A 14,671-nucleotide genomic window follows, 5' to 3' on the forward strand; every position below is an offset into this window, starting at 1 on the left:
CCTAGTGGTGGCGCGTTTCGCGCGTGCGACGAGACCCTAGGCTGTCAGCGTGACCGACGAGACGAGCCCCGACGCGGCCCCGGGTGCCCCCGAGCCGACGACGCCCGAGCAGGTCGCGCCCCTTCACGTGCCGATGCTGCGGATCATCGAGGTCGGCCTCGCCGCGTGGGTCGTGGCCCTCGCCATCATCGTCGTCGTCCCCGCCCTCCACACGGGCGAGCGGAGCTGGTGGCCGTGGACGTGCGTGGCCGGTCTCGTGCTCGGCGGGATCGGCTGGGCCTACGTCCGCCGCGGGCGCGGCAACGCGCGCGACGCCGCCTGAGCGGTCTTCCGGAACGCACGAAGCACCCGGGTGTATGCCGGGTGCTTCGTCGTGGGGTCGTGCTCGGTCAGTCGGTGACGGGGTCGTCGGAGCCGTGCTGCTCCTCGGACGGTGCCTCGTCGCGGGCCTCGTCATCGGTCGGCGCCTCGGTCGGCTCCTCGCCCTCGGCCTCGGGGTGGGTCCCGGCGTGGGTCGCCCGCTCGGCCGGCTCGAGGTCGACGGCGAACTCGTCGACGATCGGCTCGCCGACCGGGATCGGCTCGGGGTGGTCCATGTCGGTCTCGGAGTGGGCCCCGCAGCCGTGGTCGAGCGTGACGACGCGGCCGTCGGACGGGCTCCACTCGTTGGCGCACACCCCGAACGTCACGCGCAAGGCGCCCGCCATCGGCAGGAAGTAGCCACACGTCGTGCACTGGGCGGTCGCCTTGACCGCCACCTCGGACTCGGGGCCGTTGTCGCCGGCGTACCAGCGGCTCGCGGCGGCCTCGCGGCCCTCGGCGGAGAGCACGCGCGGACGCCCGAGGCCGAGCTCGAAGAAGGCCATCCGGTCGACGTCCTCCTCGCCCGTGGCCTCGAAGCCGGCCTCGAGGTTGGGGTCGTCCGGGCGGAAGGGCAGCACGTCGCCGGCGCCGAGGTCGCCGGGAGCCAGCCGGTCGGCATACGGCAGCCACTCGGGGGCGAGCACGGCCTCGGCGCCCGGCAGCAGGTTGGTCTCGCAGACCGTGGCCACCTTGGCGCGCGGCACGCGGGCGACGCTGACGCCCCACCGCCACCCGCGGTAGCCCGCCGACGTGCACTCGAACCAGTGCATGCCCAGACGCTCCTCGAGCAGGTCCATGCCGAGGTGTGCCCCGATGGTGCCGGGCTCGGCGACCTCCTCGAGAACGCTGCGGGCGAGGTCGGACGCGGCCAGCAGCACGGCGTCCGTCTTCGTGGCGGTGACGGTCATCAGCTCACTTCTCCAGCTCGTCCGCGAGGCCGCGCAGGGCGCGAGCGACGGTGGAGGCGAGCTTGCGGTCGGGGCGGCGTCCGGCGCGGTAACCCTCGCCGACGCCGTCGAGCAGCTGCACGACGTCCTCGATGATGACGACGAGCTCCTCGGGGGTGCGGCGGTTCTGCGCGGACTTGTTGGCGGCGACGGACTGGACGGGGTCGAGCACCTTGACCGACAGCGCCTGGGCACCCTTGCGGCCCTCGACGATGCCGAACTCGACCCGGACGCCCTTCTTGAGGGTCGTGATGCCCTCGGGGAGGGCGTTCGCGTGCAGGAAGACGTCCGCGCCGGAGTCCTCGGAGATGAATCCGAAGCCCTTCTCCGCGTCGTAGAACCTGACCTTGCCAGTCGGCACAGTCCACCTCGTTCAGATCTCGGTCGGCCGCGTCACGGCACGACTCGATAGCGCTCCTTGCGCTTCGCTCCAGCCTAACGGCTCGGTGCAAGCCGGATTCCTCGGCGCGCAGGGGTGGAGGTCCCCGACGAGGCCGCCGGGCGCCACCGCCGGCAGGCACGAACGCGGCTGGTCGCGCCCCGACGGCGGCTGGTCGCGGCGTCGCTGCGCGGGCGGGTCAGGCCGGTGAGATGCCCCAGGTGCCGGTCCACTGCTCGCCGGGCGCCAGCACGACGAGCCCCTCGCCCGAGTTGAAGGCGTCGGCGGGGCAGCTCATCGGCTCGACGGCGATGCCGACCTCACCCTTGCGGTCCTCGGCGATGGCTGTGAAGACCTGGAGCCACCCGAAGGAGGCGTCGGCCCACAGCGTCGTCGCGCGGTCGGCGGCCGTGACGGTGCACCGCCACAGGCCGTCGTCGTCACGGACGACGTCGGTGTAGGCGGTGTCGAGGCGTGCTTCCCCTACCGCGTGCGGCGAACGGAAGTCGAAGGCGCTGCCCTCGACGGGGTGGGTGGCCGCCGGCAGCAGGCGGTCGTCGACCTCGACCCAGGACGCTGCCGGGATGCGCAGGTCGACGTCGGGCAGCAGGGTGTCGCCGATGGCGAGGTAGGGGTGGGCGCCGTAGCCGAAGGGTGCCTCGGTGGGACCGACGTTGCGGGCCGAGGTCGTCACGACGAGGCCCGAGTCGTCGAGCCGGTAGGTCGTGCGCAGGTCGAGCACGTGGTCCCAGCCCGGCTGCGGGTGCAGGCGCAGGCCGACGGTCAGGCGGTCGTCCCCCAGCTCGACGAGCTCCCAGCCCACCCAGCGGACGAGGCCGTGGCTCGCGTTGCCGCGCGGCACCTCGGTGACCGACAGCTGGTGCTCGGTGCCGCCGAAGGAGTAGCGACCGTCGCGGATGCGGTTGGGCCAGGGCATGAGCTGCTGGCCACGCCCGGACGCGCACGTCTCGTCGGCGGCGTAGCCCGCCACGACGTCGATGCCGTCACGGCTCAGGGTGCGCAGACCGCCACCGACCTCGACGACGGTGGCCGCGAAGGGGCCGTGCCCGATCGTCCACTGCTGACCGGTCGGCAGTGCCGTGGCTGGACCGGCGGGTGACGCCGGTGAGAGCGTGCTCATGGGGGCAACGCTAGCGGGCGTGCCGCCGGAGCGAGTCGAGCCTCTCGCCCTACGAGCAGTAGGTTGGGAGGATGGCCACCCCGAGCCGGAGCCTCGCCGACGACATCCGCGGTCGCAGCGACGCAGAGCTCATCGACCTCGTGCTCGCGCGCCCGGATCTGGCGCGCCCTGCACCGGCCGACCTGACGAGCCTCGCGGCCCGCGCCGGCACCCGGGCGAGCGTGCAGCGCGCGATCGAGGCCCTCGACCGCGGCCACCTCCAGGTGCTCGAGGCGGTCGTCGTCGCGGGCGACGCCGCCGGCCTCGACGACCTGCTCCACCTGCTCGGCACCGACGACCGCACCACGGTCGAGGCGATCGTGGCAGACCTCTGGCGGTCGGCCCTCGTCTGGCGCGGCGCCGACGGGCACCACGTCGTGCGCACGGTCCCCGAGGTGCTCGGCACGTCGATCGCCGGGCTCGGCGCCCCGATGCGCGAGCTGCGACCGTCGTCCCAGCCGGAGCACGCGGACCCCGACCGCATCCGGGCGACCCTGGCCGAGGCGCCCGAGGACTCCCGGGCCATGGTCGAGCGGATGACGTGGGGACCGGCGTTCGGGGTGCTGCCCGCAGCCCAGCCCGGGCGCACGACCGCGCGCTGGCTGCTCGAGAACCACCTGCTCGTGCCGGTCTCGACCGACCGGGTGGCGCTGCCGCGCGAGGTCGGTCTCGTGCTGCGCGAGGGTCGCCTGCACCGGTCCGTCGAGCTGACCCCGCCGGCCATCGAGGCCCGGACCGTCTCGCTCGTCGACGCCGCTGCAGGCGGGGCCGCCAGCGAGTGCCTCACCCACCTCGACGAGCTCGCCGCCGCGTGGGGCGCCGACCCGCCGCGGGTGCTCCGCGCGGGCGGCCTGTCGGTGCGTGACCTCCGCGTCACGCAGCAGACCCTCGACCTCGACCCCGAGCACACCGCCTTCGTCGTCGAGCTGGCGTATGCCGCAGGCCTCGTCGCCGACGACGGCGAGGTCGTGCCGGTGTGGGCTCCGACGTCGGAGATCGACGAGTGGACCTCGAGCGAGGCCGGGCACCGGTGGGCGACGCTGGCCCTGGCCTGGCTCGCGTCGACGCGCGCCCCGCACCTCGTGGGTCGCCGCAGCACCGGGGCCGGCCCGGCCAACGCGCTGGGCCCCGACGTGCAGTGGCCGGCCATCCGCGCGATCCGCCGCGAGGTGCTGCGCGAGCTCGCGTCGCTCGAGCCCGGCTCCGCCCCCGACCACGCGTCGCTGCGCGAGCGGCTCGCCTGGCGCCGGCCCAACCGGGCCGCGGCGGTGCTCGACGAGGCCGTCGAGGCGGTCCTGCGCGAGTCGGAGTGGCTCGGCGTCACCGGACGCGGGGCCCTGTCCGAGGCCGGTCGCGCCCTCGTCGCCCCGTTCGCCCCGCTTTCCGACGCTCCCCCGGTCCGAGGTGTTCGGGCGACCGCTGCGGGTGGGGCGAACACCTCGAACGGCAAGCGCGCCACCCGGGGTCGAGCCGACCGCGACAACGGCGCCGACACCACCTCGAACGAGCAGGGGGCGACGACGCCGGAGGCGCTGACCGAGACCGTCGCCGCCGCGATGTCCGCCCACCTGCCCTCCCCCGTCGACCACATCCTCGTCCAGGCCGACCTCACGGCGGTCGCCCCCGGACCCCTCGTCGGTGGGCTCGGGTCGTTCATGCGCCTCGCCGCCGACGTCGAGTCGCGCGGCGGAGCGACCGTCTACCGGTTCACCCCCGAGTCCGTGCGCCGGGCGCTCGACGCGGGCTGGACGGCGGCCGACTTTACCGACACGGTCCGTCGGTCGAGCCGGACCCCGGTGCCGCAGCCGCTCGAGTACCTCGTCTCCGACGTGGCGCGCAAGCACGGCCAGACCCGGATCGGCGGCGCCGCGGCCTACATCCGCTCCGACGACGAGGCCGTGCTCGACACGATGCTCGCCTCGCGTGACCTCGCACCGCTGCGCCTGCGACGACTGGCCCCGACGGTCCTCGTGTCGTCGGCCGACCCCCGGGTGCTCGTGGACCTGTTGCGCGACAACGGTTTTGCGCCGGTGCACGAGGGACAGGACGGCACGGTCGTGCACGCCGAGACCCCGCGCCGCCGCGCCGGCACGCGGCGCCGAGGTCCGGGGCCCATGGTCTCGCCGGTCGACCGGCCCTACACCCAGACGCTCGTCGACGGGTTGCGCGCCGCCGAGGCCACCGCCGACCAGCGTCGGGCCGAGGACGAGACCCGGCCGGGACCGCGCATCCAGGCCATGGACCCCGTCGTCACGCTGTCGCTGCTGCGCGACGCCGTGGCCGACCGGCACGGCGTCTGGATCGGCTACTCCGACGGTCACGGCGCCACGAGCCGGCACCTCATCCACCCCCAGAAGGTCGAGGGCGGACGCGTCCGCGCGACCGACGAGTCCGGGCACGAGAAGTCCTTCTCGGTGCACCGCATCACCGGCGCCACGACCGAGGGCTGAGCCACCGTGACTGCCGCCGGCGAGGACGGGAGCGAGGACGGGAGCCAGCGCGACCACCCGACGCACCGGCCGGCATACGTGCTCCACGACCACCGCAGGCCGCGCCCGCACTTCGACCTGCGGCTCGAGGAGGGCGGCGCGCTCCGGTCGTGGGCCGTGCCCAAGGGGCTGCCGACGACGAGTCGCCACGACCGGCTCGCCGTCGCGGTCGACGACCACGCGATGGACCACCTGACGTACACCGACGAGGACAAGTCCGTCGCCGACACCGGGTGGTGGGAGGAGGAGTCCCGCGACGACCACCGGATCGTCTTCGTGCTCCACGGCCGCACCTCGTCACGGCGCTACGCGCTGATCCGCACCGACCGGGACTGGCTGCTCCACCTCACCAAGGACCAGCCCTCCGGCTGACGAGTGCCTCAGGCGCCGGCGAGGGCTCGCACGACGTTCGACGGCGACGGTCGCCCGAGCTGCCCCGCCATCCACACCGACGTCTCAACGAGCGCGTCGAGGTCGACCCCGGTCTCGACGCCGGCGCCGTGCAGGGCCCAGACGAGGTCCTCGGTGGCGAGGTTGCCCGTGGCCGACTTGGCGTAGGGGCAACCGCCGAGCCCGCCCGCGGCCGCGTCGACGACCGAGACCCCGTCGCGCAGCGCCGCCATGGTGTTGGCGAGCGCCTGGCCGTAGGTGTCGTGGAAGTGCACGGCCATGCGGTCGGTGCCGATGCCACGGGTCGCGAGCGCCTCGAGGAGCCGGTGCACGTGACCGGTCGTGCCCACGCCGATGGTGTCGCCGAGGCTCAGCTCGTGGCAGCCGAGGTCCATGAGCCGCTCGGCCGTGTCGACGACCTGCGCGACCGGCACCGGGCCCTCCCACGGGTCGCCGAAGCACATCGACACGTAGGCGCGCACCCACATGCCGTTGGCCAGCGCCCGCTCCACGACCGGCTCGAACATCGCGTACTGCTCGGAGACCGACCGGTTGAGGTTCTTCCGGGCGAAGGTCTCGGTGGCCGAGCCGAAGATCGCGATGGCGCCGAGCCCGAGCTCCTCGGCGCGGTCGAGACCGCGCTCGTTGGGCACGAGGGCGGGACGGCGGCGTCCCAGCCCGTCGGCGCCGAGTCCGGCGAGCACCTCCTCCGCGTCACCCATCTGCGGCACCCACCTCGCCGGCACGAACGACGTCGTCTCGATGGTGCCGAGTCCGGCGGCCTCGAGCCGCCGGATGAACTCGACCTTCGTCGCGGCCGGGACGATCGTCTTCTCGTTCTGCAGACCGTCGCGCGGGCCGACCTCGTAGATCGTCACCTTCGCGGGCAGCCCCGTCGCCGCCTCGACCTGTGGGGATCGCATGCACCCATACTGTCAGGCGTGACCTCGCGCCCCGGGAACACCCGCACGCCACGAACGGTTGGACGAGTCGATGAATGACGGACCACTGATCGTGCAGAGCGACAAGACCCTCCTCCTCGAGGTCGACCACCCGAACGCCGAGGCGGCGCGGCGCGCCATCGCGCCCTTCGCGGAGCTCGAGCGTGCCCCCGAGCACGTCCACACCTACCGGATCACGCCCCTCGGCCTGTGGAACGCCCGCGCCGCCGGGCACGACGCCGAGCAGGTCGTCGACGCCCTCATGACGCACAGCCGGTATGCCGTCCCCAACGCGTTGCTCGTCGACGTCGCCGACACGATGGACCGGTACGGCCGCCTCACCCTCGAGAAGGAGGGACTGCCCGACTCCGCCGAGGGCACGCGCCTCGTGCTGCGCACGACCGACCGTCCAGTGCTCGAGGAGGTCCTGCGGCACAAGAAGATCAAGCCGCTGACCGGCGAACGCCTCGACGACCTCGCCGTCGTCGTGCACCCGAGCGAGCGCGGCACCCTCAAGCAGGAGCTGCTCAAGATCGGCTGGCCGGCCGAGGACCTCGCCGGCTACGTCGACGGCGAGGCGCACCCGATCGAGCTGCAGCAGGACGGCTGGCACCTGCGGCCCTACCAGCAGCACGCCGTCGACGGCTTCTGGCACGGTGGCTCGGGCGTCGTCGTGCTCCCCTGCGGCGCGGGCAAGACCCTCGTCGGCGCGGGCGCCATGGCAGCGGCCAAGGCGACGACCCTCATCCTCGTGACGAACACCGTCAGCGCGCGGCAGTGGAAGGACGAGCTGATCAAGCGCACGACCCTCACCGAGGACGAGATCGGCGAGTACTCCGGCGCCCGCAAGGAGATCCGTCCGGTCACCATCGCGACCTACCAGGTGCTGACGACGAAGCGGAAGGGCGCCTACGCCCACCTCGACCTGCTCGACGCCCGCGACTGGGGCCTCGTGGTCTACGACGAGGTGCACCTGCTCCCGGCGCCGATCTTCCGCATGACGGCCGACCTGCAGGCCCGCCGCCGCCTCGGCCTGACCGCGACGCTCGTGCGCGAGGACGGCCGCGAGGCCGACGTCTTCAGCCTCATCGGTCCCAAGCGCTTCGACGCGCCCTGGAAGGACATCGAGGCCCAGGGCTACATCGCCCCCGCCGACTGCGTGGAGGTGCGCGTCAGCCTCCCCGACGGCCAGCGGATGGCGTATGCCGTGAGCGAGCCCGAGGAGCGCTACCGGCTCGCGTCGTGCTCCGACGCGAAGCTGCCCGTCGTCGAGAAGCTCGCCAAGCAGCACGCCGGTGAGCCGACCCTCGTCATCGGGCAGTACCTCGACCAGCTCCACGAGGTGGCCGAGCGGCTCGGGGCCGAGGTCATCACCGGTGAGACGACCGTCAAGGAGCGCCAGCGCCTCTACGACGCCTTCCGCACCGGTGAGATCACGACCCTCGTCGTCAGCAAGGTCGCGAACTTCTCCATCGACCTGCCCGAGGCGAGCGTCGCGATCCAGATCAGCGGCACCTTCGGCTCCCGGCAGGAGGAGGCCCAGCGCCTCGGCCGCGTGCTGCGCCCCAAGGGCGACGGCCGCACCGCGCACTTCTACACGATCGTCAGCCGCGACACGGTCGACGCGGACTTCGCCGCGCACCGCCAGCGCTTCCTCGCCGAGCAGGGCTACGCCTACCGCATCGTCGACGCCGACGACCTCTGAGCCGTCGCTCCCGAAAGGGCCGCTCGCCGCACCCACGCGGCGGGCGGCCCTTTCGCCACCCCGCCCCGCCCGCACGGGCCCGGACGCATGGCGGCGCTATCAGGGCAACCGGAGGATGGATCCGACCAACTCCCAGCCAACTCCCAGCAAACATGCCGACACTGGTCTCGTGGACACCCAGACAGCGCCGGCCGCAGAGGCCCGCCTGCTCGTCGTCGAGGACGAGCCGAACATCCGTGAGCTGCTCGCGACCTCGCTCCGGTTCGCCGGTTTCGAGGTCGAGACGGCCGGCGACGGCACCACCGCCCTCGCCATGGCCGCCGAGTCCGAGCCCGACCTCGTCGTGCTCGACGTCATGCTCCCCGACGTCGACGGTTTCGAGGTCACCCGCCGCCTGCGCGACCGCGGCCGCCAGCAGCCCATCGTCTTCGTCACCGCACGTGACGCGACGGGCGACAAGATCCAGGGCCTCACCGTGGGCGGCGACGACTACGTCACGAAGCCGTTCAGCCTCGAGGAGGTCATCGCGCGCATCCGCGCCGTGCTGCGCCGCACGCGCGGCCAGGTCGACGACGGCGCGACCCTGCGCTTCCACGACCTCGAGCTCAACGAGGACTCGCACGAGGTGCGTCGCGGCGGCCGGATCATCGACCTGTCCCCCACCGAGTTCAAGCTGCTGCGCTACCTGCTCCTCAACCCCAACCGGGTCCTGTCGAAGCTGCAGATCCTCGACCACGTCTGGGACTACGACTTCCGGGGCGAGTCCGGCATCGTCGAGTCCTACATCTCCTACCTGCGGCGCAAGATCGACGCCGACGGGCCCTCGCTCATCCACACGAAGCGCGGCGTGGGTTACGTTCTCCGGGTGCCCCCCGAGCTGACCGCCCCCTGACCGGATGGTCGACGTGACCGCCCAGCCGACCGTCGTCCAGGACGATCGGGATGGCCCGCTGCCCCGGCTGCGGGCCATGCCGCTGCGGTGGCGCCTGCTCGCCGTCACCCTGGGGCTCATCGCGGTCGCCCTGGCCATCACCTCGATCGTCGTCAGCGCCCTGCTGCGCGTCTACCTCGTCAACCAGACGGAGCAGGAGCTCAAGGTCTACGCGGCGAGCCTGAGCTCGATCGACCCTGCCGAGCTGCAGGAGGCCAAGACCCAGCTGCCCACCGGCTTCACGACGAGACTCATCGACCTGCGCACCGGCACGTCCAGCTCACTCGCCGAGGCGGTCACCGAGTCGAACCAGGCCGAGATCCCCACGATGACCGCCAGCGACCCCCGGGTGACGCAGCGGCTCCCCTTCCGCACCGGGTCCACCGACGGTGACGCCCAGTGGCTCGCCATCGCGCAGCTCAACTCGCCACGCGACGAGATCTACGTCCTAGCCCTGCCGCTCAGCCCCCTCGACCGGACCGTCAACCAGTTCCTGCTCTATGCGGCCGCCATCGGTGCGATCACGCTCATCGTCACGGCCGCGCTCGGCTGGTACCTCATCCGGCGGACGTTCCGCCCCCTGACCCGGATCGAGGACACCGCCGCCCAGATCGCGGTGGGTGACCTGACGCAGCGCATCGACGTGCCCGACACCGACGACGAGGTGGCCTCGCTCTCCCGCTCGCTCAACGTCATGCTCGCCCGCATCGAGCAGAGCTTCGCCGTGCGCGAGGCCAACGAGGCGAAGATGCGCCGCTTCATCGCCGACGCCTCGCACGAGCTGCGGACCCCCTTGGCCGCCGTCGGCGGGTACGCCGAGCTCTACCGCCAGGGCGCCCTGCCGACGAGTGACGCCGTGACCGGCGCCATGGGCCGCATCGAGTCCGAGGCACACCGCATGAGCGGCCTCGTCGAGGACCTCCTCACCCTGGCCCGCCTCGACGGCGAACGTCCGCTCCAGCTGCAGACCGTCGACCTCGCCGTCCTGGCCGCCGACGCCGCCCAGGACGCGCGGACCATCGCTCCCGACCGGCACATCGTCGCGACCGGCATCAACGGCCCCATCGAGCCGACCGAGCTGCAGGCCGACGAGCAGCAGCTGCGGCAGGTCGTCACCAACCTCGTGACCAACGCGAGGGTGCACACCCCCGTCGGGTCACCGATCGAGATCCTCGTCGGTCAGGTCGACCCCCAGCGGGTCGCGATCCACGTGCGCGACCACGGACACGGCATACCTGCGGCGGAGCGGGCCGACGTCTTCGAGCGCTTCTACCGTGCAGACCGGTCGCGCAGCCGCGGCAAGGGCGGCGGCAACGGGCTGGGCCTCGCGATCGTCCACGCCATCGTCGACGCCCACGACGGTTCGGTGCGGGTGCAGGAGACGCCCGGTGGGGGCGCGACGTTCGTCGTCGAGCTCCCCGTCGGCAGCCGACGCGTCGAGGGTGAACGCCGCAACCAGCTGGCCTCCCAAGGCACAGCCGATTCCTAGGAATGGCACAACCGGGTCCAAAGCTGGGTAGGTCTGATGGAGAGAACAGACCAGAGCGAGGAGGAGCCATGACCTTGGCACCTGAGGACCACACCCAGCAGATCCCGCAGGGCGACTACTACAGCCAGTCCGCACCCCCGGTGCCGCCGGCCCCGCCGACGCCTCCGCTGGGTGAGGGCAGCCGCCCGGCCCCGAAGCGTGACCACCGCTTCGGCCAGACCGTCGGTGTCGCCCTGCTCGCAGCCGTCCTCGCCAGTGGAGGCACGTACGCCGCCACCCAGCTCGGCGGACAGGGCACCGCCACGGGGACGACGCCCGCCGCCACGGCGACGACGAACCCCAACCAGAACAGCTCGCCCACCGTCGTGCAGGGCAACGCCTCGGCTCCCGACTGGACGGCCGTCGCGGCCGCGGTCTCACCGAGCGTCGTCAGCATCGACGTCACGACCCAGCAGGGTGCGGGCGCCGGCTCGGGCGTCGTCTTCGACAACCAGGGCCACATCCTCACGAACAACCACGTCGTCGAGGGCGCGGCGGGCAACGGCGCCATCACCGTGACCCTGAGCGACGGACGCACCTACGGCGCCACCGTCGTCGGGACCGACCCCTCCACCGACCTCGCCGTCATCAAGCTGACCAACGGACCCTCGGACCTGACGCCCATCACGCTCGGCAACTCCGAGTCGCTCAAGGTCGGCGACCCCGCCATGGCGGTCGGCAACCCGCTGGGCCTGTCGGGCACCGTCACCACGGGCATCATCTCGGCCCTCAACCGCCCCGTCAGCACCGGCACGTCGAGCCAGTCCCCCTTCGGACAGCAGGCCTCCGGTGACGAGGTCGTGACGAACGCCATCCAGACGTCCGCCGCCATCAACCCGGGCAACTCCGGTGGCGCCCTCGTCAACGCCAAGGGCGAGCTCATCGGCATCAACAGCTCGATCGCCTCGCTCGGCCAGAGCTCCAGCGGCAGCCAGAGCGGCAACATCGGCATCGGCTTCGCCATCCCGGTCAAGGAGGCCCGCTCGATCGCCGACCAGCTCATCAAGAGCGGCAAGGCCGAGCACTCCTTCCTCGGCGTCAGCACCCGCGACACGGTCGTCTCCGACGGCTCCGCCAAGCGCGCCGGCGCCCAGGTCGTCTCGGTCAGCCCCAACACCCCGGCCGCCAACGCCGGGCTCAAGAACGGCGACGTCATCATCGCCGTCGGCGGGCAGCGCATCGACTCCGCCACCGCCCTCGTCGCGCAGATCCGCGAGATGACGGTCGGCGACAAGGCGACGCTGACCATCATCCGCGGCGGTGCCCGCCAGGACGTCAGCGTGACGCTCGCCGCCAAGCCGGCCAGCTGAGCTGACCGACCCCCTCCACTTCGCACCGGGACGCGGACAGGGTCCTCGCACCCTGGACGTGACCCGGGCGAAGCCAGCTCCCCGAGGACGTATGCCGTCCGGCCCGCGCTCGTTCCCCGCCACCACGCTCCCGGTGGCGGGGAGCAGGCGCCGGCCGGACGGCATACGTCATCTCGCCCCGCCCCGTGGATTGGGGGGCGGGGCGGGCGCCCGCGTACCCTTGCGCGGTGAGTGAGACCGAGACCCCGCTGGACCCCGCCGCCGTCGTGCACCTCGACCCCGAGGACGTCGCGACCGCCGTGCGGGTGCTCGCGCTGGCACCCTCGCTCGAGATCGACGACCCGGACTTCGAGACCCTCAAGCGGGCCGCGTCGCTGATGTACAAGCGGCTCAAGAAGGACCGGCGCAACGCGAAGACGTGGGCCGAGCGCAAGGCCGACCGCCAGGTCATCGAGGCGACGGCGACCGGTTCACCGATGCGGATCGACGACGAGACCAAGGGAATCCCCTTGGTGTCCAACGCGAGCGGCGCCTTCGCCGGCGAGCTGATCAACCCGCGCGGGTGCTACATCTGCAAGCGGGACTACACGCTCGTCGACGCGTTCTACCACTGGCTGTGCCCCGAGTGCGCGGCCCGCTCGCACGCCAAGCGCGACCAGCGCACCGACCTCACGGGCAAGCGCGCCCTGCTCACCGGGGGCCGCGCCAAGATCGGGATGTACATCGCGCTGCGCCTGCTCCGCGACGGTGCCCACACGACGATCACGACCCGCTTCCCCAAGGACGCGATGCGCCGCTTCTCCGCCATGGAGGACTCGGCCGACTGGATCCACCGGCTCAAGATCATCGGCATCGACCTGCGCGACCCCACCCAGGTCGTCGCGCTGGCCGACGAGGTCGGCGCGGCCGGACCGCTCGACATCCTCGTCAACAACGCCGCGCAGACGGTGCGCCGCTCCCCCGGCGCCTACAGCAACCTCGTCGAGCTCGAGTCGGCGCCGCTGCCCGACGGCGTGGCGCTGCCGGAGATGGTGACCTTCGACCGGATCAGCGAGGCCCACCCCGCCTCGATCGCCGGGGCTCTCGGCAACCACGCCGTCGCCCACCACGACGGCGAGTCGGTCGAGCACGCCGCCGCCGCCCAGACGGCCGCCTCGATGACGGCGCTGGCCCTGTCGGCCGGTCACGCGAGCCTCGAGGCTCACCGGGCCGGTACCGCCGTCGACGCCGGTGGCCTGCTGCCGGACCTGCAGCACAACAACTCGTGGACCCAGAAGGTCGAGGAGGTCGACCCCCTCGAGCTGCTCGAGGTCCAGCTGTGCAACTCGACGGCGCCGTTCATCCTCGTCTCGCGGCTGCGCCCGGCGATGCGGGCCGCGGTCGCCGCCGGCGCGCGACGGGCCTACGTCGTCAACGTCTCGGCGATGGAGGGCCAGTTCTCCCGGCGCTACAAGGGACCCGGTCACCCGCACACCAACATGGCCAAGGCCGCCCTCAACATGATGACCCGCACGAGCGCGGGTGAGATGTTCGAGACCGACCGGATCCTCATGACGGCCGTCGACACCGGCTGGATCACCGACGAGCGACCCCACGACGAGAAGCTGCGCATCGCCGCGGAGGGCTGGCACGCGCCGCTCGACCTCGTCGACGGGGCAGCCCGCGTCTACGACCCCATCGTCCGCGGCGAGGCGGGCGAGGACCTCTACGGCTGCTTCGTCAAGGACTACGAACCCAGCCCCTGGTGACACCCGGGGCCCGGCTCGCATCCGGTCTCGCCGGATGGGCCGAGCGCAGCAGGTCCCAGTCGGACTCGGCCACGACGACGGCGAACCGCGTCCCGGATGGATGGCTGACCCGAGCCACCACGCACAGGTCGCCGTCCCTGCGCAGGACCGTCAGGTCACCCGCAGCGGCGTCCGCGACCAGATTCGCCCAGAACGTCGTCGGGTCACCGAGCACGGGCGGGTGGCTGCGGTTCGAGGTGATGACCTGACCCTCGACCTCGACGGTGAACGATCCCCGGCAGAAGGGCGGGACCTCTGGCACCGGATCGCCTTCGGGGTCCTTGTAGAGCACGGTGACCGTGACGCGGCTCCCGCGGTGGTGGTCGAGGTCGCGCCGCGCCGCGCCCTCGCGGCGCAGGTGCCCGCGCCAGCGGTAGAGCAGTCCGGGTGCCTCCGGCGTCGAAGCCAGCCGAGCAGAGGGCATCGTGACGAACAGCCGCAGGATCTCTCGCGCGCCCGGCCGCGGGCGCCCGGCGATACGAAGCCCGTGCACCTCGAGGAGGACCGCCGTGCCCCGCAGGCCCACAAGCAGGGCGAGCACACCACCGCCGACGGCCGCCGCCGCCGCTGGACCCACGAGCAGATAGGCCCCCCGGACACTCCAGAAGGTCACCGGACCCCACCTCACGAGGGCCGTGAAGGCGCCACGCCACCCGCCGGCCGCCGGCGCCCCTGCTCCCATGAGCGCATCGAACCACAGGTGGGAGCGGGGCGGATGGCT

At 72.7% G+C, this 14,671-nt stretch carries 13 protein-coding genes; 8 read left to right on the top strand and 5 right to left on the bottom strand.

Features of this window, described 5'->3' with window-relative positions:
• Positions 1-49 precede the first annotated feature (49 nt).
• Complete coding sequence (locus TAE01_RS14850) at positions 50-322, top strand: DUF2530 domain-containing protein (protein WP_246111377.1); 273 nt, start codon at positions 50-52, stop codon at positions 320-322.
• Between the two features lie 67 nt (positions 323-389).
• Here TAE01_RS14850 and TAE01_RS14855 read toward each other — a convergent pair whose 3' ends face one another.
• From TAE01_RS14855 to TAE01_RS14865, 3 genes are all read right to left on the bottom strand, one after another.
• Complete coding sequence (locus TAE01_RS14855; protein WP_147067599.1) at positions 390-1,271, bottom strand: DUF3027 domain-containing protein; 882 nt, start codon at positions 1,269-1,271, stop codon at positions 390-392.
• 4 nt (positions 1,272-1,275) lie between these two features.
• Positions 1,276-1,671 carry a cold-shock protein gene (locus tag TAE01_RS14860; RefSeq protein ID WP_147067600.1) on the bottom strand — a complete coding sequence of 132 codons (396 nt, stop codon included), beginning with the start codon at positions 1,669-1,671 and terminating at the stop codon, positions 1,276-1,278.
• 217 nt (positions 1,672-1,888) lie between these two features.
• On the bottom strand, positions 1,889-2,830 hold the full coding sequence (locus tag TAE01_RS14865; RefSeq protein WP_147067601.1) for an aldose 1-epimerase family protein: 942 nt from the start codon (positions 2,828-2,830) through the stop codon (positions 1,889-1,891).
• Positions 2,831-2,901: 71 nt separating this feature from the next.
• Here TAE01_RS14865 and TAE01_RS14870 point away from each other — a divergent pair, with 71 nt between their 5' ends.
• Complete coding sequence (locus TAE01_RS14870) at positions 2,902-5,319, top strand: helicase-associated domain-containing protein (protein WP_147067602.1); 2,418 nt, start codon at positions 2,902-2,904, stop codon at positions 5,317-5,319.
• Between the two features lie 6 nt (positions 5,320-5,325).
• On the top strand, positions 5,326-5,730 hold the full coding sequence (locus TAE01_RS14875) for a DNA polymerase ligase N-terminal domain-containing protein (RefSeq protein WP_246111378.1): 405 nt from the start codon (positions 5,326-5,328) through the stop codon (positions 5,728-5,730).
• Positions 5,731-5,738: 8 nt separating this feature from the next.
• Here TAE01_RS14875 and TAE01_RS14880 read toward each other — a convergent pair whose 3' ends face one another.
• Positions 5,739-6,671, bottom strand: a complete 933-nt coding sequence (locus TAE01_RS14880) for a hydroxymethylglutaryl-CoA lyase (protein ID WP_147067603.1) — start codon at positions 6,669-6,671, stop codon at positions 5,739-5,741.
• A gap of 70 nt (positions 6,672-6,741) precedes the next feature.
• Between TAE01_RS14880 and TAE01_RS14885 the strand changes: the two genes are divergently transcribed.
• The 5 genes from TAE01_RS14885 (at position 6,742) to TAE01_RS14905 (ending at position 13,911) form a co-directional block, all read left to right on the top strand.
• Positions 6,742-8,394 carry a DNA repair helicase XPB gene (locus TAE01_RS14885; RefSeq protein ID WP_147067604.1) on the top strand — a complete coding sequence of 551 codons (1,653 nt, stop codon included), beginning with the start codon at positions 6,742-6,744 and terminating at the stop codon, positions 8,392-8,394.
• Between the two features lie 169 nt (positions 8,395-8,563).
• Positions 8,564-9,286: a response regulator transcription factor gene (locus tag TAE01_RS14890; RefSeq protein WP_147067605.1), complete on the top strand. Its 723-nt coding sequence runs from the start codon at positions 8,564-8,566 to the stop codon at positions 9,284-9,286.
• Positions 9,287-9,290: 4 nt separating this feature from the next.
• Positions 9,291-10,814 carry a sensor histidine kinase gene (locus tag TAE01_RS14895; protein WP_147067606.1) on the top strand — a complete coding sequence of 508 codons (1,524 nt, stop codon included), beginning with the start codon at positions 9,291-9,293 and terminating at the stop codon, positions 10,812-10,814.
• 68 nt (positions 10,815-10,882) lie between these two features.
• Positions 10,883-12,163: a S1C family serine protease gene (locus tag TAE01_RS14900; protein ID WP_147067607.1), complete on the top strand. Its 1,281-nt coding sequence runs from the start codon at positions 10,883-10,885 to the stop codon at positions 12,161-12,163.
• 227 nt (positions 12,164-12,390) lie between these two features.
• Positions 12,391-13,911 carry an SDR family NAD(P)-dependent oxidoreductase gene (locus TAE01_RS14905; protein WP_147067608.1) on the top strand — a complete coding sequence of 507 codons (1,521 nt, stop codon included), beginning with the start codon at positions 12,391-12,393 and terminating at the stop codon, positions 13,909-13,911.
• Here TAE01_RS14905 and TAE01_RS14910 read toward each other — a convergent pair.
• Positions 13,883-14,563 (bottom strand): hypothetical protein, encoded by a 681-nt coding sequence (locus TAE01_RS14910; protein ID WP_147067609.1) that lies wholly within the window; start codon positions 14,561-14,563, stop codon positions 13,883-13,885. The two genes, TAE01_RS14905 and TAE01_RS14910, sit on opposite strands and share 29 nt — an antisense overlap.
• Positions 14,564-14,671: the final 108 nt, after the last annotated feature.

Origin of the sequence: Terrabacter aerolatus, from assembly GCF_007991735.1 — a bacterium.
In the GTDB taxonomy this organism is placed as follows: domain Bacteria; phylum Actinomycetota; class Actinomycetes; order Actinomycetales; family Dermatophilaceae; genus Terrabacter; species Terrabacter aerolatus.